This is a genomic window from Kocuria sp. WRN011, from assembly GCF_002295155.1.
In the GTDB taxonomy this organism is placed as follows: domain Bacteria; phylum Actinomycetota; class Actinomycetes; order Actinomycetales; family Micrococcaceae; genus Kocuria; species Kocuria carniphila.
The window spans coordinates 29,956-48,285 of sequence record NZ_NSGI01000009.1 but is presented as its reverse complement, the minus strand read 5'-3'; the positions used below and the strand labels follow the sequence as shown (position 1 = coordinate 48,285).

General features: G+C 64.3%; 14 protein-coding genes. 5 read left to right on the top strand and 9 right to left on the bottom strand.

Annotated elements, in window-relative coordinates:
* The first annotated feature begins 145 nt into the window (after window positions 1-145).
* The gene (locus CKW39_RS12730; protein ID WP_143470004.1) at window positions 146-1,144 is read left to right on the top strand and encodes a hypothetical protein; all 999 of its coding nucleotides are present in this window, start codon (window positions 146-148) and stop codon (window positions 1,142-1,144) included.
* A 103-nt stretch (window positions 1,145-1,247) separates the two neighbouring features.
* Here CKW39_RS12730 and CKW39_RS12725 read toward each other — a convergent pair whose 3' ends face one another.
* From CKW39_RS12725 to CKW39_RS12715, 3 genes are all read right to left on the bottom strand, one after another.
* Window positions 1,248-3,440: a peptidoglycan DD-metalloendopeptidase family protein gene (locus CKW39_RS12725; RefSeq protein WP_095798494.1), complete on the bottom strand. Its 2,193-nt coding sequence runs from the start codon at window positions 3,438-3,440 to the stop codon at window positions 1,248-1,250.
* A gap of 140 nt (window positions 3,441-3,580) precedes the next feature.
* Entirely contained in the window at window positions 3,581-4,105 is a 525-nt protein-coding gene (locus CKW39_RS12720) for a DinB family protein (protein WP_095798493.1), read from the bottom strand.
* Window positions 4,106-4,224: 119 nt separating this feature from the next.
* A complete protein-coding gene (locus tag CKW39_RS12715) occupies window positions 4,225-5,769 on the bottom strand; it encodes an MFS transporter (protein ID WP_254049419.1) in 1,545 nt (514 codons plus the stop codon).
* Between the two features lie 197 nt (window positions 5,770-5,966).
* Here CKW39_RS12715 and CKW39_RS12710 point away from each other — a divergent pair, with 197 nt between their 5' ends.
* Window positions 5,967-6,506: a TetR family transcriptional regulator gene (locus CKW39_RS12710; RefSeq protein ID WP_095798491.1), complete on the top strand. Its 540-nt coding sequence runs from the start codon at window positions 5,967-5,969 to the stop codon at window positions 6,504-6,506.
* 156 nt (window positions 6,507-6,662) lie between these two features.
* On the opposite strand, the gene CKW39_RS12705 is transcribed toward CKW39_RS12710, so the two are convergent.
* Window positions 6,663-7,856: a M20 family metallopeptidase gene (locus CKW39_RS12705; RefSeq protein ID WP_095798490.1), complete on the bottom strand. Its 1,194-nt coding sequence runs from the start codon at window positions 7,854-7,856 to the stop codon at window positions 6,663-6,665.
* A 145-nt stretch (window positions 7,857-8,001) separates the two neighbouring features.
* Here CKW39_RS12705 and CKW39_RS12700 point away from each other — a divergent pair, with 145 nt between their 5' ends.
* Window positions 8,002-8,787, top strand: coding sequence for a VOC family protein (locus CKW39_RS12700; RefSeq protein WP_095798489.1), 786 nt, complete (start codon window positions 8,002-8,004; stop codon window positions 8,785-8,787).
* A gap of 213 nt (window positions 8,788-9,000) precedes the next feature.
* Here the strand turns inward: CKW39_RS12700 and CKW39_RS12695 are convergent, their stop codons facing one another.
* The 3 genes from CKW39_RS12695 to CKW39_RS12685 form a co-directional block, all read right to left on the bottom strand.
* Window positions 9,001-11,277 carry an FtsX-like permease family protein gene (locus CKW39_RS12695; protein ID WP_095798488.1) on the bottom strand — a complete coding sequence of 759 codons (2,277 nt, stop codon included), beginning with the start codon at window positions 11,275-11,277 and terminating at the stop codon, window positions 9,001-9,003.
* The gene (locus tag CKW39_RS12690) at window positions 11,277-12,098 is read right to left on the bottom strand and encodes an ABC transporter ATP-binding protein (RefSeq protein WP_254049411.1); all 822 of its coding nucleotides are present in this window, start codon (window positions 12,096-12,098) and stop codon (window positions 11,277-11,279) included. The genes CKW39_RS12695 and CKW39_RS12690 overlap by 1 nt, the downstream gene beginning before the upstream one ends.
* A 134-nt stretch (window positions 12,099-12,232) precedes the next feature.
* Window positions 12,233-13,042: a PaaX family transcriptional regulator C-terminal domain-containing protein gene (locus CKW39_RS12685; RefSeq protein ID WP_095798487.1), complete on the bottom strand. Its 810-nt coding sequence runs from the start codon at window positions 13,040-13,042 to the stop codon at window positions 12,233-12,235.
* 225 nt (window positions 13,043-13,267) lie between these two features.
* On the opposite strand from CKW39_RS12685, the gene CKW39_RS12680 reads away from it, so the two are divergent.
* Window positions 13,268-14,599, top strand: coding sequence for an MFS transporter (locus tag CKW39_RS12680; protein WP_095798486.1), 1,332 nt, complete (start codon window positions 13,268-13,270; stop codon window positions 14,597-14,599).
* 75 nt (window positions 14,600-14,674) lie between these two features.
* Here CKW39_RS12680 and CKW39_RS12675 read toward each other — a convergent pair whose 3' ends face one another.
* Window positions 14,675-15,379 carry a response regulator gene (locus CKW39_RS12675; RefSeq protein ID WP_254049418.1) on the bottom strand — a complete coding sequence of 235 codons (705 nt, stop codon included), beginning with the start codon at window positions 15,377-15,379 and terminating at the stop codon, window positions 14,675-14,677.
* Between the two features lie 80 nt (window positions 15,380-15,459).
* Window positions 15,460-16,683, bottom strand: coding sequence for a sensor histidine kinase (locus CKW39_RS12670; RefSeq protein ID WP_095798484.1), 1,224 nt, complete (start codon window positions 16,681-16,683; stop codon window positions 15,460-15,462).
* Window positions 16,684-16,845: 162 nt separating this feature from the next.
* On the opposite strand from CKW39_RS12670, the gene CKW39_RS12665 reads away from it, so the two are divergent.
* Entirely contained in the window at window positions 16,846-18,327 is a 1,482-nt protein-coding gene (locus tag CKW39_RS12665; RefSeq protein ID WP_143470003.1) for a hypothetical protein, read from the top strand.
* Window positions 18,328-18,330 lie beyond the last annotated feature (3 nt).

The following is an 18,330-nucleotide window of genomic DNA, read 5'->3' as shown; positions in this document are numbered from 1 at the left end:
TCGGAGGCGAAATCCGGTAATACGGAACCTTAAAACGTCACCAATGTCCAGACACAGTTCCGTCACCGAGGCCCTGAGAGACGGCGGAACCGCAGCCTGTGGATAACGAAATCCGCGTTGGCGGGTATTCGCGTAGGTTCCAGGCATGAAACGTGTTCCCGCTCTTGACCTGGGTGAGCGTCCAGTGGTGAAGTCTTTCGCCGACTGGGGTCGCCGGAATGAGCAGCTCGTTCGAGACCCCACCATGCAATTGCTCGCCAGAGGGGTCTGGGCGCAAAGTTCCGAGCCGTTGTCTCCCCTCCAGAGAGCGGCGCTTCTGCAGCAGCACCTGCGGACGCGCGATAACCATCTGCGTGTCACCGGACTGAACGCACTCGAACTCTTGGATCTGCCCATCGGGGAAACACAGAGCTGGGTCAATCCGCTGCTGGGCCACCGGGCGGGAGAGAGGGAGTCTGAGTTTGAGACGGCAAAGTTGACTCCCCATCTGTCGTGGCACGGAACCCGCGTTCGGACTTTCGCCGGTCAGCTTCGGATGACCAAGTCCCGCGGTCTCAGCCGTTATTACGGCCCTTGGGGATGTTTTGTCGCGCATCCGGTCGAGGCTCTGGTCGTGGCGGCTCCCTATCTGTCGGTGTGGAGACTCATTGCGTGTGTTGACGCTTTACTGTCACGCAGAATCGTTGTCGATGAAAAAGTGACCCTGCGAGACTTCACCGCGGACGTGATCGAGGATGCACTCGAGTTGTTCCCACCCACTTCGCCGTCGGTACGTCGCGTCCGCGCCGCTCTTCGAGCTGCATACGACCAGGTGTGGTCACCCAACGAAACGCTCACCCGGCTCATCGCGCTACGCCACGGGTTCCCACCACCCAGGACGAACTATCATGTGACGCCGCAAGGACGACATTTCTACATCGATCTGGCCTGGCCCGATTCAATGACCGCGATCGAGTACAACGGGGAAGTCCACTACAAGAAGCGATCTCATTACGAGGACGAAAACTACCGGATCCAGCTCATCCGCGATTCCGGCTGGGACGTGCAAGTGCTTGTCTGGCGCGATCTTTGGGAGCCCGAGCGGCGTCGAACATGGCTCAACTTTCTGGCCAGGAACCTGGGCCCGCCTACGCGAAAGTTTTAAGGTTCCCTATCCCCGATTTTCGTGCCCGAAAAGGGAATAGGGAACCATAAATCCACTACGTGGGTCGGTCAGGCCGATCAGCTGAGCGTGCCAGTCGGGTGGGTCAGCGAGCCGGTGATGAGGCGGGGTCCACGTAGGTGGGGACCTTAGCGAGCATCGTCTGCAACTTGGTGAGTTCCACTGTGGCCGCGTCCGTGAGATTCTTGTCCTTCGGGGCGGCTGCGGCCTTCTCGACCGCCTCCTGCGTTGCAGTCAGCTGGGCCGTGAACTTCGGATCCTGCTGATCCACCTTGACAGTGACCAATTGCTGCGACAACAACGGCAGCTGAGCGTTTAACTGCGAACCCGTGCCGAACTGCTGCTCCGGAGTCAGCCTTAGCTGCTGATTCACGAACACCTGAGTGCGCTGCTGAAGCTGCTCGAGTGTGGTGAGCGTGGTGATATCTGCTTCGTACGGGTTGACCGTGGGCTTTGCGGGCTTGTCGTTTGACGGAGTATCGCCCTTGGGGTCTTCCGGCGGGGTTCCCGGTTCGACCGGCGCACCGGGGACGGCCGGCTTGGTGGTCTCGGGCTTCGGAGCCTTCGGCGGATCGGCCGGTTGGGTCGGTTCTGCAGGCTTAGTGGGTTCGACCGGCGCCGGCTTCTTCGTGTCAGTAGGCGTCGGCTGCGGCTTGGGCTTGCCAGTCTCAGTAGGAACCGGCTGGGGCTTCGGCTTGCCAGTGTCAGTAGGAACCGGCTGGGGCTTGGGCTTGCCAGTCTCAGTCGGCGTCGGCTGAGGCTTCGACTTGCCGGTGTTGGCGGGAGCGGGCTTGACCGGGTCGCCCGTTGACGCAGGTTCGCTGGGCTCGGAGGTCGTGGCAGGCTGACTCGGCTTCGGCTTCTTGGTTGGGTCGGGCTTCTTACCGTTGTCCTTTTCAGACGTGTTCGACGACGCGCCGGAGCCGCTTCCCTGCGACGTACCACTACTCAGGCGGGACTTCGTGGCATTGGAGGTAGCGCCGGACGGGCTGCCCGCGTTCACCCGACCCTCGGCGTCGTCGTTGGAGCTGGAGGAGCTCCGAGACGGGCTGGGCTGAGCGGAACGGGACTCAGTCGAGGGAGACTGCGAGCCGCCACTCTGATCGGGTCGTGCGGAATGGGATTGAGTGGCCGAATCCTCCGGTTCACGTGACTGACTCGGTTGTGCCTCTGCCGCGCGCCGCTCCGCGACCGGACCAGGCTCGGCACCAGCACCAGCACCGTCGCCGGAACCGGCACCCGCGCCGTCGCCGTTGCCGGAATCAGAGACAGATGACTCTGCCGGCACGTCCTCCGCCGGAGCCGTTTCCCGGCTCAGCGCGATGATTCGTTCCTGCTCGTCCTCGGGGACATCGGACATGGGGCCGTTGTCGGTGCCGGGTACGGAACCGTTGTCGGTGGTGGCCTGATCGGTCTGGGCCTGATCTTCCAGGGAGTACTTGGGTCGGGAGGCGGGGATGATGCCTTCTCCGGTCTCCCAATCGAAGGACTGGGCGTCCACTGCCTTACCCTCGACCCAGGTCTCGAAGTGCAGGTGCGGGCCGGTCACCCGCAGGCCGGTCTGACCAATGGTGCCGAGCTGCTCGGATGCCTTCAAAGGGTCGCCCACCTGAACCATCACGTCTTTGAGGTGGTTGTAAGTGGTCTTCACTCCGTCCGCATGGGAAACCTCAACGCGGTTACCACCCCATTCGTCCCAGAACACCGCGGTGACGGTGCCTTCCAGGGCAGCGACGACCGGGGTGCCCTCAGAGGTGGAGATGTCCGTGCCGTTGTGGAACTCGCGTTCCTTGGTGTCCGGGGCTACGCGCCAGCCGAACTGACCGCCGTCCAGCACCGTGGGCGGCTGGGCAGGGGCAATGATCGTGTTGAAAGGAAGTTCGCCCTCGAACGTGGCGGGGGCCCGCTTCGCAGGAGCCACCGACGACGGCGCAGAACCGGTTCCGCGGTCGGACACGTTATGCACCTGGCTGGCCACGTAATCCTGGGGGGTGTCCTGAACGTCCGAAATGAGTGCGTCATCGGGCACGGCGGCAAACAAGGAGGGCCGGGATTCGCCCTGTTCATCGGCCTGGGGCTGGCCGAACGTACCGCGATCTTGCGCGTTTTCGGACGACTCGCCCGAGGACTCGTTGGCGTACGCGGATTCCCACGGTGCCGGCGCTGAGCCGTTGCTCAGCGCAACGCTGACCGCCACCAAGGCAGAGAACGAAGCGAAAGCGGTCAAGGCCATGGATGGGCGCTTGGCCGCCGTGTGACGTGCACGTGAACGAGCCATAATCAGTTGTAATCTCCCCAGATTCTTGACCTCGATGACGTTTGCCCTCGACACCGATAGTCAGTACAGCAATCCTAGATGAATCCAGGGTTGATAAACAGTGTCGCCTTGCCCACTTAACCGCTTAATTCCGCGACATTTCAGTACTTTCCGTGCCAGGTGTCCTGCACCAGCCCGCGAACGTACGCAGCCTGGCCGAGGTGCTGTGCGGCGTCGTCGATCGTGGAGACGATCCGCACCCCGCGCGTGACGGGCGGATCCCAGGATTCGTCGATGATTTCGTCCAAGTCCGCGTCGCTCAGGGGACGCAGATAGTCGACCGTTGCCGCGGTGACGGAGTCCAGATAACCCTGCAGCAGATCTGGGTCGGTCACGTGGACGCGCGCGACGTCCTCTGGGGTGTCACCGAAGCCGAAATCGTTCGCGTCCCGGTCCAGGTCGAACTTCCGGTCCCAGCCCTGCGCGGTCCAGACCTGCTCTGCCCCGAAAAGGTGAGCGATCTGCATATCCTGCTGCCGAGCGGCATGCCAGATCAGCCAGGCAATCGAGTTGTGTTTACCCTCCGGCATGCAATTGAGCACGTCCTCCGTGATGCCGTCCAGTACCTCGCCTGCCACCTGCGCGGGTCGCTGCGCCGCATCCACCAACAGTTCGTTCGCGCTCATAATTCGCTGCCTTTCCCTCGACGTTTCCGCTGGTCACTTTACGACGACGCCGCTCGCCCCGTAAGGGGTTTCGGTCCCGTGACAGTCGGGGCAGGTCGGCCGGACCCAACGAATCCAGATCAGTTGAACTCGATGCGGTCCGTGGGCAGGGGTTCGTGGAATCGGACCTTTCGGTCCGCGCGAAGGACCCGGAAGATCACGACAGCGACCAGTACCATCGCAATGCCTCCCACCAGGCTGCTGCCCTGCATGCCGTAGGAGAAAGCCGCGGTCGCGCTTTCCATGACGCTTTCCGCCCACGGTCCGCTCTGGGCCACCTCCACGGCGCCGCCCAAGGTCTGGTGAGCGGCGTCGGCCTGCTCGGGGTTGAGTGCCTGGGGAAGGTCCAAGCGCGATTGGTAGAAAGCTGTGGTCAGACCGCCGAGCACGGCGGTGCCCAGAACGGCGCCCACTTCGTAGCCGGTTTCGGACACGGCCGATGCCGCACCACTCTTGGACTCGGGTACCGAAGACACGACCAGGTCGGTCGACAGCGTGGTGGCCAGTCCGCCACCGGCGCTCATGGCTGCAAAGCCCACCAACACCGGAACCGCAGAGCTTTGCTGATCGGTGAAGGCCACGATCATGAAACCGCCCGCGATCAGCAACAGTCCCGCGACGATCGCCGGGCGAACACCGAACCTCACGGCCAGTTTCGCGGCAGCCATACCGGTCACGATGGCCAGCAACAGCCCGGGAACCATCAACAGACCCGCGGTCATGGGGTCCTTACCGCCCACCAGCTGAAGGTGCTGGGTCAGGAAGAACAGGAAACCGAACAGCGCGATGCTGGCCATCACATTGACGGTGAGACCACCGGAGAAGCGCGAACTGCGGAAGAACCGGAGGTCGAGCATCGGGTAGTTCTTGGCCACCTGGCGGCGGGCGAACAGCAGTCCGCTGAGCACACCGAACGCCATGATCAACAGCCCCTGCAGTACGGAACCTCCGGTGGCCATGGACTTGATGGCGTAGACGACCGGGGCCATGGCGAGGATGGCGAGAACGATGGACAGCGGGTCCACCGGCCCCGGGTTGGGGTCACGGGATTCCGGCAGCAGCAAGGGCCCCGCGACCAAGAACGCCACGAGAACCGGAATGGCCAGCAGGAACACCGAGCCCCACCAGAAGTGATTCAGCAGGAAGCCACCGGCAATGGGGCCCAGGGCGGCACCCGCGCTGAAGCCGGCGGTCCAGATCGCAATGGCCAGGCGTCGTTGGTGGTCATCGCGGAACACAGTGCGCATCAAGGACAAAGTGGCCGGCAACAACATGGAGCCGAACACGGCGATCCCCACGCGGGCGACCACCAACCACCCGGCGGTGGGCGCGAAGGCGGCCAAGGCAGAGATGACCCCGAAACCCGTGGAACCAATCATGAGGATCTTGCGCCGTCCAATCCGGTCCCCCAGGCTGCCCATGGGAATCAAAAGGGCCGCCAGGATCAGCGGATACACATCCACGATCCACAACAATTGCGAAGCCGTGGGGTGCAGGGCCCGGGAAATAGCGGGCAGGGCGAAGCTGAGTGCCGTGTTGTTCACGGATACCAGTAGCACCGGCAACATGAGGACGGCCAGGGCGCCCCACTCTCGGGCACCAGCTTTCTGTCGCTGATCGATCATGGTGGACACGATGAAGACCTCCTCGGTTCTCTGCTGCCGAATGTTCGGCGTTGATTCGCGAAAAGTACTTCGTCGTACTGCGCGGGCGGTGCCGTAGTGGGCACGGGCCATTTAATTACTGTACCGACTAGACGGTACAGTTAACAATGAAAGCGGGGCAATATTCCCCGGATCCGTTGGGGAGAGGTTTTGCTCACATGCCACGCAAACCCCTGGCTCGGGACAAGCTGCTCGAGGCCTTCGAGCGCATCGTCCTCACGGACGGCGAGCGCGCCGCGACCCTCGACGCCGTCGCCGCGGCCGCCGGGGTCTCCAAGGGCGGCCTGCTCTACCACTTCCCGCACCGACGGGCCCTGGTGGACGCCATGCTGGTCAACCTCGAGTCACTCGCGACCGAGGACCTCGAGCGTCTAACCGCCTCGCCCCGGGGTGCCGCGCGCGAGTTCCTCGCCACCTCGCTCTACGAGGACAGCGCGCTGGACCGCGCGCTGATCGTCGCCTCTCGCCTCATCCAGGCCGGCGACGACGCCGCTCGCGCCGCCTATGCGCGCATCGAGAAAAACTGGTTGGCCGCGGTCCTTGAGGATGTCGGCGACCCCGTAGTCGCCACCGCCGTGGTGTGCATGGGCGATGGGCTGTATCAGCAGGCGTCCATGGGTCTGCTGCCGGAGAGCTCGGCGGAGAAACAGAAGACACTCGAGCAACTGATGGCCGCGCTGGAGCGCTTGACTGCGTAACTGCCTGGCCCCACGGACATATCTGGCACAGGATTGCGCCTGAACCCCCTCGTTCGCAGCAACCCCGTGCCAATAATGTTCGCGGCCGTGACTCGCTGCCTGAGATGTAGGGCCGCTCGCCCGCCACCCCTCCGGCGGGTCAGTGGCGCGGCCGACTCACTCCGCGGCGTCGGGACCCAGTAGGTCCAGGATCAGCTGGACCTCCAGGGCCGTACCGATGGCCAGGCAGTCCTCCCGCACGTTGAACTTGGGATGGTGGTTCTGGAAGGGGAAGCCCTGCTCCGCGTCGCCGCCGCCCAGGATGATGAAGCAGCCCGGCACCTCGTTGGCGAAGGCCGAGAAGTCTTCGGAGCCGGAGGAGATCTCGCCCTCCCAGGCGTTGTCGTCCCCGGCCACCTTCTTGGCGGACTCGAGCGCCTGGGCGGCCAGAGCGGCGTCGTTGTAGACGATGTCGTAGGCGTCCACCCACTCGTACTCGACCGTGGCCCCGTAAGCCGCGCAGATGCCGTTGGTGAGTTCCTCAATGCGACGGAAGGCGAGGCCGGTGTCTTCGGCGGTGCGGGTGCGGACCGAGACGCCAATGGTCGCGCTGTCCGGAATTACGTTGGGTGCCTGACCCGCCTGGATCATGCCGGGGTTGATCACCATGAAGTGCGAGGGGTCCACGCTGCGGGACACGATCGTGTTGAGCCCCACGACCACCTGTGCCGCGACGAGAACGGGATCAATACTGTTCTGCGGCATGGAACCGTGCGAGCCCTGGCCCTTGATGGTGATCCAACCGCCACCGGCCAGCGACGTCGCGGGGCCCGGGCGCACCTGCACGGTTCCCACGGGAGCGTTCATCACGTGCAGGGCGAAGATCCCGTCCAAGCCCTCCATGGCACCGGCCCTGACCATTTCCTGTGCGCCGCCGGGATTGAGTTCTTCCGCGTGCTGGAACACGAAAGTCACCGTGCCGCCGAACAGGTCCGTGTTCTCGGACAGCACCTTGGCCGCGCCCAACTGCATGGCGGTGTGGGTGTCGTGGCCGCAGGCGTGCATCACGCCGTCGACCGTGGATGAGAATTCCTCGCCGGTTTCCTCCTGAACGGGCAGCGCATCCATGTCCGCGCGAAGCCCGATGTTCTTGGCTGGACCCTGACCGGTGCCCTTGAGCACACCCAGCACGGAAGTCGGTGTGGGACGGGAGGTCTCAATGCCCATGCCTTGGAGCAGGTCCTCGACCCACTGGGATGTGTTGACCTCCTTGAACGACAGCTCCGGATGGGCGTGCATCTGACGCCGCCACTCGATGATCTGCTCGTTGGGAACCGTGAACGACAACTGGTCGTTGGGTCGAACTTCCATGATGAACCTCCTGGGCGCGCCATCGCGCCGCGTTGCCGTTAGCTTGCTCGGAATCTACTCAATCACCCTGGTGGCAACTTTCAAGTGGTCCTAGGCTCGGCAGTGCACGGGCGCGCCAAGCGCCCCACGTGAAAGAAGTACGGTTATGAGCACTCAACCCGCTGGTTCACCCACGTGGATGGACCTGGGAACCCACGACCTGGACGGTGCCGCAGCGTTCTACGGCGAAATGTTCGGCTGGAGTTTCGATGACCAGGGTGAAGACTTCGGCCACTACAACATGATCACCAACAATGGCGCCCCGGTGGGCGGCGCCATGAGCAGCCTGATGGGTCCGGAGGGTCCCACCGAGGAGCCCCAGAACCCCACCGCCTGGACCGTCTATCTGCACTCGGACGACATCGAATTGACCCTGAACAAGATCACGGAGCAGGGTGGCAAGATTTACTACCCCGCCATGCCCGTGGGCGAATTGGGCTCCATGGCGATCGCCGAGGATCCGTCAGGCGCCGCCTTTGGACTGTGGCAGCCCAATCAGTTCGACGGTTTCGAGTTCACGGGCAAGCACGGTTCGCCCGTGTGGTTCGAAGCCATGGTTAGCGATTTCGACGCCGCCCTGCCTTTCTACCGCGAGGCCCTCGGCTGGGATACGCACGCCATGGGCGGGGACGAGAACGAGGAGTTCCGATACGTGACCAACGGTGAGGACCGCGCTGCCACCGCCGGTTTGTGCGACGCCTCCCCGTGGGGCGATATGCCCTCCTACTGGCGCCTGTACATCGGCGTGGACAACACTGACGAGTCGCTGGAGAAGCTCAAGGAGCTCGGTGGCACCGTGCTGGACGGCCCCGAGGACTCACCTTTCGGCCGCCTGGCAACTGTCCAAGACCCCCAGGGGGCATCCTTCCAAATCATCCAGATACAGGAGTAGTGTGCTCCGCGGCGGTGCCGGTACACACGCTGCCGCCAACACCCCACCAGATGGGGAGCAGGGCCCGTCATCCGATGGTCGGTCGGATGACGGGCCCTTGTTCTTCGCGGCCAGTCACGGCCGGTCGCCGCCGGTCACAGCCGAGGACGAACCGGCTGAAATGAATCGGTGAGTCCGTTGCCGGCGAGAGACGAACCGGGGCGACGGGAGCGGCTAGTCCACCCGGGCCATACCCTCCACCGGAGAGACTCGGGTGGCCCGGCGCACCGGGGCGGCCGAGGCCAGCACCGCCACCACCACGGCGGCCAGGATGATCGCCAGGAAGCCGGCCCACGGAACCGTCAGTTCCACGGTCATGTCCTCGGTCACCAGGGACATCACGCCCAGTGTTCCGAAGGCCCAACCGATCACCAGGCCCACGATCGTGGCCACCAGTGAGATCACGAGTGCCTCGCGGCGGATCATGGCGGCCAACTGTCGGCGGGTCAGGCCCAGCGCCCGCAACAGGGAGTTCTCGCGGACGCGTTCGAGCACCGACAGGGACATGGTCGAGGCGATACCGAGCACGGACACGACCACCGCTGCGGCCAGCAGTCCCAGGGTGACCGCGAGCATCACTTCCAGGATGGATACGTAACTGGCCTTTTCTAGGAGCGCGCCCTGGAGATCGCCCGCGGTCACGTTCAGGATGCCGGCGACCTTTTCCTGCAACTGCGCGGCGGCAGACGTATTCAGGGACTGAACAGCGTCGATCTGGGCGACTGCACCGTCCGCGGCGGCCGGGTCGGTGGTCTTGACGCCCAGCACGCCGTCCAACTCCGAGATCTCACGAATCTGATCCGGGCTCACCTGTCCCGCCCCTGCGGGAACGGAGATGTCCACGGGACGTTGCTGATCCAGTTCGCTGAGCAGGTTGGCCCTGGCTACGTGTTGGCCGGTGAGTACGGTGGCCACCAGCAGCACGCCGATCAACAACGCGGTGGCTGTGGTTGCGGTGCGCGCCGGATACCGGGCGGCGTTCACCGCGGCCAGGCGGGAGGGCTGGCCACCGGGAAGGATTCGTCCCACCCCCTGCACGAGCGGGGGTAGGTACAACCGCGCGGTCATCACTACGCCCAGGAAGCTCGCCAGACCGCCGGCGATGCCTAGAAGGGGTTCATGCACAGCCACCCCGAGTACCAGGGTCCCGGCGCCGGCCACGAGAATCAAGGCGCCCAGGACCACGCGAACGCGGGGAACGCCGTCGGCGGCACGAGAACCACGCAAGCCGTCCAGTGGCGAGGCCCCGTGGGCGCGGCGGGCGGGACCGAGCGAGGCAATCATGGTGAGCACGATGCCCGTGAGGAAACCCACCAGGAGGTCACGAGGAGCCACCGTCACGGTCACCACGCTGATCAGACCGGATGCTTTCAGAACCACGGCGAGCCCCCAGACGACGGCCACGCCGATCAGGGCACCCACGATCCCCAGGACCAGTCCTTCGGTGAGCACCGAGCGACGCACCTGCTTGCTCGTGGCACCCACGCACCGCAGCAGTGCGAGTTCACGGGCACGCTGGGCGGTCAGCACCGAGAGCGTGTTGGTCACGACCAGCAGGGCGACCAGGATCGACAGCCCCGCGAAAGCCAGCAAGAACATGGTCAGAACGTTGGATCCTGCCGCGAGTTGATCGATGGTTTCTTCGGTCAACTGCTCGGGGGTAATCACCCGGAGCTCTGGCTGTTCCCCCTGACCGGCCGCCAGAATCCTGGCCACATCGGTGTTCAGTCCCTGGATTCGGGCGTCGTTAGCGGAACCATCCAGCGTGAGTTGGATTGCCTGCAACGGGCGGTCCCCCATCATCTGACCGGGCGAGAAACGGGTCAGGCCGTCGTTGGTGAGCCACAGGCTCGCGAACGCTCCCGTGGCCGAATTTTCGCTCAGGCCGCTCACCGAATATTTCTTGGCCGCCGACGGCGCTCCCACACCTTGGCCGGCCGCCTCACCGTCCCCAGCGGGTGCGCCGGCCAGTTCCTGGAGGGAAACGGTGCCCCCCACTCCCACCTTGAGCTTTTCCGCGAGGGACTCCGAAACCAGCGCCTGGTCAGCTGAGTTCGGAAAGGTTCCCTGCTCGATCTTTGCCGGGAGTAGCGACGGGTCATCCGGCAGGTTGGCCACCGGCGCGGCCGAACCGTCAGCGGCAACGGTGGAGGAGCTGGGGATGGCGATCGTCGAGTACTGGGCCCACACGGAGTCCACCCCGCCCACGCGGGAGATTTCATCAATCTGCTGGGGGGTGGCGCTGAAGCTGGAAGTCGCGTCTGCCTTGGTGGTGACTACGGCATCCGCGTTCTTGTATTGAGCCACCACATCATTGGTCATGCTGGCGGTCAGCGTGCTCGACAGGCCGAGTGCGGCAGTCATGAATCCGGCGGACACCGCCACCACAGCAAGAACCATCAGGTAGCGAGTCCACTGCAGGCGGAGTCTGGACAGGACGACGGCGCGCATCAGTGATCACCCGTCGCGGCGTCGTCGGCCTGGATGCGGCCGTCCCTGACCCGGACCACGCGGTCGGCGGCCTTGGCGACCTCGGGATCGTGCGTCACGATGACCACGGTCTGGTTGAACTCGTCCACGCTGCGGCGCAGCATGCCCAGGACCTCGTGGGAGGTGGTGCTGTCGAGAGCGCCGGTGGGTTCGTCCGCGATGATCACCGACGGTTCGGGAAACAGCGCACGCGCGATCGCCACGCGCTGTTGCTGACCTCCGGACATCTCGTCCGGTCGATGCTCCAACCGGGAGCGGATGCCCAGTGTGTCAGCCAGTGCCTCGAGCCGTTGCGCGTTGACCTTCTTGCCGGCGAGTGACAGGGGAAGTTCGATGTTCTGCCGCGCGGTGAGCGTGGGCACCAGGTTGAATGCTTGGAACACGAAACCCACGTGATCGCGGCGGAAGCGGGTGAGCTGATCGTCCGACAGGCCGGTGATGTCCTGGCCGCCCACCACGATGCGCGTGTTGGGGTCCTTGTCCGGAACGTCCAAGCCGGCCAAGCAGTGCACCAGGGTCGATTTACCCGATCCGGAGGGACCCATTACGGCCACCAGGGTGCCCGCGGGGATTTCAATGCTCACTCGGTCCAACGCCTTGACGGAGGCCTCACCGGTTCCGTAGGTGCGGGAGACGTTCGCGGCGACCACGGCCAGCGAGCGGTGTTGCTGGTGCTGGCCTTGCGTGTGCCGCGCAGAATTCTGGTCCGTGGGTGACGATGCGGTGGAGCCTGCCTGTATCTGGCCGGTCGGCTGCTGGGTTTCGGTGCGAGTCGTGTTCATGCTTCAACTCTGTCCAATTCAAGACACGAGCACATCGGGCGGGGGTACCGAACCCGCAGGTCATCCCCTCATCCTGGGGTCTGAGACAGCCGCGCCAAACCATGCTCGGGAATGAGAATTCAGCCTCGCAGCAGTCAGGAGACCGCGGACTTGATGTCTACGGACGTCACTCGGTCCACTTCGGTGAAGACATCCTGCGCTGTGCGCGCCGGCCAGTCTGTGGGTACGAGCGCCGCGGGAAGCATGGGGGTTCGCCGGGTGATCTCCAACCATTCCGTGTTCACCAACAACCGGCGGTGCAATGATGCGTTGTGGTCCATGACGAAGGGACTCCAGCGTTCGATGAACTCTTCGTAACCGCGCGAGATCTCGGCCAGATCGAAAGCTTCCCGCAGGATCTGGTCATGGGTCGTGGAACCGGCCGGAACACTGGTGAACGCACGGACGCACTCGCTGCCCTCGATGGCACTCACCAAGCGGTCCACGTCCAGGACACCCGGTGCGACCCACACGCCGTTCTGCAAGCGTCCAAACCCGCCCCATTCGAGCGCGGATTGCAATTGCCGCCGCAGATTTCTGGCCTTTTCGGGGAGCGAGTAGAACACATGGGTCCATTGACCGTCCCAATCCTGCATCAGCACATCCGGGTCGTGCACGCGCACGTATCCCTCCTGCAGAACCGGCATGCCTCGAGCGCCAATGGAGTACACCGTTTCCCGGCCCAGACGCTGCTTGGTCATGAATCCCTTCTTGGACATCCGAGCCAAGGTCATGCGGGTTGCGTCCTCGGAAACGCCCAGAGGTTTGAGTACTTCGATGATCCCCTTGGTCGTAAGCCACAAGTCCTCGACCGCCACGTACATGCCAAACAGCGCCATGATGGCGGTCTGCGCCGTGGGTCCTTCGAACTCCGGGAGGTCCGAGGGCGCGGTGTCAGTGCTCATGAAGTCCTTCTGGCAGCGGGGGCGGGCATTCCCGAGGACAGATGAACGCCCACGTTCGTGCGGAATCAAGCATATCCATTTCACGACTTTTGACAATTGATTGAGTTAACGGACAATAGTTGTCTAACGTGATGCGCACCACAGATTGCGTCAGTCATGGCTCGATCCGCAGACCTTTTCCAGTTCCCGCTGCCGTGGCGCATTTGCCGCCTTCTAGGAGTTCACATGTCCGCAACAGTCACCCCTCAGCTGAACCAGCTGAGCGTGCAGGAAAAGCGCAAGGAAGCGCGCCGCGTGGTCCTGTCCAGCTACCTGGGCAGCACCATCGAGTTCTACGACTTCCTGCTGTACGCCACCGCCGCCGCACTGGTCTTCCCGCACGTCTTCTTCGCCGGCCTGGATCCGCTGGCCGCAACCGTTGCCTCCTACGGCACCTTTGCCGCGGGTTACATCGCCCGCCCTCTCGGTGGCGTCATCTTCGGTCACTTCGGCGATCGCCTGGGTCGTAAAAAGATGCTGATCCTGTCCATGCTGATCATGGGTGTGGCGTCCACGTTGATCGGCCTGATCCCGTCCGGTGCCGTCATCGGCTCGTGGGGCGCCATCATCCTGGTGACGCTGCGCCTCATGCAGGGCGTTGCCATCGGTGGCGAGTGGGGCGGTGCCGCGCTCATGGCCCTGGAGCACGCAGAGCCCAAGAAACGCGGATTCGCGGCGTCCTTCGTCAACGCCGGCGCACCGACCGGTTCCGCACTGGGAACCTTTGTCATGGGCCTCTTCGCCTCTCTCCCCGAAGATCAGTTCCTCTCGTGGGGTTGGCGCGTACCGTTCCTGCTTTCGGCCGCCCTGCTGATCGTGGGCCTCGTGATCCGCGCCAAGATCTCCGAGAGCCCCATTTTCGCCGCAGCCGTTGAGGCAGATGAGAACTCGCCTAAGAAGGCCGCTCTCCCCATTTGGAGTGTCATCCGCCGCCCCAAGAACTTGCTGCTGGTGATGTTCGGCGGTGCGGCCGGTTTCGCCCTGCAGGTGGTCATGGCCTCGTTCGCCGTGACCTACGCGGTGTCCCACGGTGCCGAGCGTCAGCCCGTCCTCTACGCGTTTGCCACCGCTTCACTGTTGTCCGTTGCCGTGGTGGTCGTGATGGGCAAGGTGTCCGACCGCTTGGGTCGCCGCCCGGTGATGCTGATCAGCATGGTTGCCTTCATCGCCCTGCTGCTCCCCATCTTCAACTGGCTTGCATCCTCCAACATCCTGTTGATCTTCTTCGCCTTCATGGTGGGCCTCACTTGCCACAGCACCATCTACGGTCCGCTGGCGGCGTTCATCTCCGAACAGTTCGGCACCGCGGCTCGCTACACCGGCGCCTCCGTGGGTTACCAGATGGCCACCCTGCTGGGTGCGGGCTTCACGCCCTCGATCCTGGCCACCCTGTACGGCGCCGACGGTCAGATCAGCCGCGTGCTGCTCTACCTGGGCATCCTCACGGCCATCAGTGGCATCGCCATCCTGCTGACCAAGGAGTCCAAGAACATCGACCTGCACACCTACGAGCACTAAACCCATAGCTCCACGAAACGCCCCGCGAATCTCGAATTTGCGGGGCGTTTCACATGAGCGTTTCAGGCGGCACCGTCAGGCAGTGACCACTCCGGTTTCGTAGGCAATCACCACGGCCTGCACCCGGTCGCGGGCACCCAGCTTGGCCAGGATGTGGGACACGTGCGTTTTCACGGTCGGCTCGGAGAGGAACAGTTCGGACATGATCTCCGCGTTGGACAGCCCCCGCCCCACGAGCTCGAAGACTTCTCGCTCGCGCGCGGTCAGCGATGCCAGTCGCGGGTTCTCCCACGGATTCGACGCCGCCGCGGGCACCTGCCCCGGGCTCGTTGCGTTCCCGGCCACCCCCGTAGGTGACGCATGCGCGGCGTCTGCGGGAGCGGCGTCGTCGTTGGAGGAATCGGCAATCAAATGGTCGAGCAAGCGACGCGTGGTGGAGGGCGCGATCACCGCATCCCCGCGGGCGACGGTGCGAATGGCTTCGAGCAACTCCTCGGGGCGAGCGTCCTTGAGGAGAAACCCGCTGGCCCCGGCACGAATGCCGTCCAGGGCGTATTCGTCCAGATCGAACGTTGTGAGCACGATGACCTTGGTCTGTGAGTGCGCCGCAAGGATGGCCTGAGTGGCCTCGATGCCGTTGAGCCGGGGCATGCGTACGTCCATGAGCACCACGTCCGGCACGCGGTCCGTCCCCAGAGCAGCCGCGACGAAGTCCACGGCTTCCTGACCGTCACCGGCCTCGCCAATGACCGTGAGATCCGGCTGGGAATCCACGAGCATGCGGAAACCGCCGCGCACGAGAGGTTGGTCGTCAACGATGAGCACTCGCGATGCGGCGGTGGGCTCTGCGGGGGTGGAACTCACGCGTCCTCCGTGGGGATGTCCGTGGGAATGGTGGCCTGAACGACGAATACGTCCGATCGAGTCGCGTGTGGACCCGCCGTCATCTCCCCACCGTACAGAGCCACACGCTCACGCAAGCCCTGCAACCCGTGACCGGCGCCCGGCGCGCGGGGTGAATCGTTACCCCCCGCGCCGTCATTGATGATTTCCACCCACGAAAAATCCGGGCGGTGCTCAATGGACACGCGCACGGACGAAGCCTGCCACGCGTGCTTCAGGACGTTGGTGAGCCCCTCTTGCACCACACGGTAGAGGCTCAGCTGCGCTCCGGTGCTGAGTGCGGGCGTGCCCTTCTCAGTGAACTGCACGGGGAGACCCGCGGCCTTCACCGACTGGACCAGCTCGGGAATGTCGCCGAGCTGCGGCACGGGTTTGGTCTCGGTCTCGTCATCGGTACGCAGCACGCCCAGTAATTTGCGCATCTCGGTCAACGACCCGCGTGCAGTTTCGGCGATCGTCTCCAGAGTCTGCGCGGCCACGTCCGGGTTCGACGCCGCCGCGTACCGGGCGCCGTCCGCCTGCGCAATCACCACGGACAGCGAGTGCGCGACCACATCGTGCATTTCCCGGGCGATGCGCGTGCGTTCATCCTGGGCGGCGATCCGTACTTCTTGCTCGCGCTCCACCTCGAGGCGGCGGGCCCGGTCCTCGAGTTGTTCACGACGGCGCCAGCGGTTGCGCGCCAGATCTCCCGCGAGGAACGCGACGATCACGAACAACGCACTCACCACGAAGAACATCAAGGACGCCAGCACCCATTCCAGGACCGTGCCGTCTTCGAAGAACACGAAGAACCATCTGCGGCACATGAGGGCGAACACCAAGCACCCCAACAGCGCGGCGATCAGGACCGTGCGTCGCTTCTTCTTGGACGCACGCACCGCCACCGTGTACATCAGGCACGGGACGGCCCACATGCAGAGCCCGATGGCGGCGACATTGAACAGCACCAGCACGCCGAGGGCCAGAACCCCCACGGCGAAGGCCGTTGCCACGGGTGCCGCTCGCCGGAAGAACAACGGAAGTGCCACCACCGCGGCACACCAAAAACTCTTGCCTGCGTCCAGCGCTCCGGCAGTCATGAAGAACAGCGAAAAGATGATCCCACCACCCATCAGCAGAGCATTACTGAGGTGGGGGTGTTCTTCTGCCCAGCGCGCGAGCCGTACGTGGAGTGCCATCGATCCGAGGGTAGCGAGCTTTCGTGCCAAGGGTCGTCGTGCTCGAGTATGAGTGACTTGATGAAGGGCTCATTGAGCTTTCATCAGAATGCGTACTAAAGAGACATCCGCAACATACCTGCTAGTCACACCCATTCGTTACTGTTTCGTTACATTTTTGGCATGCGATTCAGATCCCAACATTCGCGTACTTCGCGCCGATCCCTGTCCATTGCCGGAACCATGACCGCCCTGCTCACGTTGGTGGCAACCACCATGCCCGCTCAGGCCGCTCCGGTTCCGACCACACCCACCGCGCCGACACCGCCCTCCGGCACCGCGCCGGCCTATCTGCACGGTTTCCAACAGCCACAGCAGCTGTGCCCCGGTGGCCAGCTCGTCGGCAAGGTCTCCGACGCCATCGTCGATCCCACCGTTGCGGTGGCCGGTGGCCGCGGCGAGTGCACGCTGGCCGATATGAAGGCCGCCAACCCCGGCACCACGTTCTACGCCTACATGAACCTGGGCGCCATGTCCGAGCGCAGTCCCGAGAACGGCGCCTTCCAACGCACGTGTGCGGACCCCTCGTCGGACGGCCGCAAGTTCGGCGTTATTCCCCGGAACTCCCGCGTGGCCACCAACTCGATGGGTATGGCCACCTACCCCGGTTGGAACTACTCGACCATTTCCAACCTCTCGAATGGGTACGCGGACGCGTGCGCAACCGCCGCGGCCAAGCTGCTCCAAGCGCCGTCGTTGCCCGGTCGTGTGACCAAGGCGCGCCCGGCCAAGTTCGACGGTGTGTTCTTCGACGACGTCGCGATGACCGCCGGACACGGCCAGGACATGGATTACGTGGGTAAGTGGGGTCCGTGGGCGGATGACAATGCTTACGCGCGCCGTGCAACCGCCGTGGTCGACAGCGTCAATCGCCAGCTGGACAACCGCCTCAAGCGCGATGTTCCCCTGGCCGTGAACCTCGGCATCTACCCTGAGAAGCCCTCCAACGTGGCCCGCGCCAATGAACTGGCGCGCACCGGTGCGGTGGACTTTGCGATGCGCGAGTTCAGCACGCAGGACCGCAATGGCTCTCCCCTGTCCACCGCATACCTGAGGAAGTCCGCGGACGTGAATCGCCAACTCACCGCCGCGGGCATGCCGATCCTGAACCATGACTACGCAGTCTCGAAGCGGGCCGTGGGTGCCGCAGGTTACGGCCAGGGCAAGGCCATCAACGGTAGCGCACAGTGCCTCAAGGCGGGAAATACCGCGGTGGCCAGGGCAGCCGATACTCGCCGCGAACGCGACTACCGGATGCTGCTGGGGCAGACCCTGCTGACCCGCGACTCGGGCGCGCGCGGCGTGAAGGCCGTGATCCCGCAGGTCGAGAACTGCCAGGACCAGATCGCTCGCAACACCGGCCTGGCCGAGAGGGTCACGGACCGCTCCGTGAACCCCAATGCCGCTGGCGTCCGTGAGCTGCGGGACGCCGTGAACAACGGGGTCTACGGAACGGGTGCGCGCTCCACCTCGAACCAGGTGCTCGTGCGCAAGCTGTCCAACAACCGCTACGTACTGGTGAACCCGACCAACACCCACCGCAGCGTGTCGCTCAACGGCAAGTCGTGGAGTGTGCCGGGCCGCTCAGCAGCTCTGGCGGGGTAATCC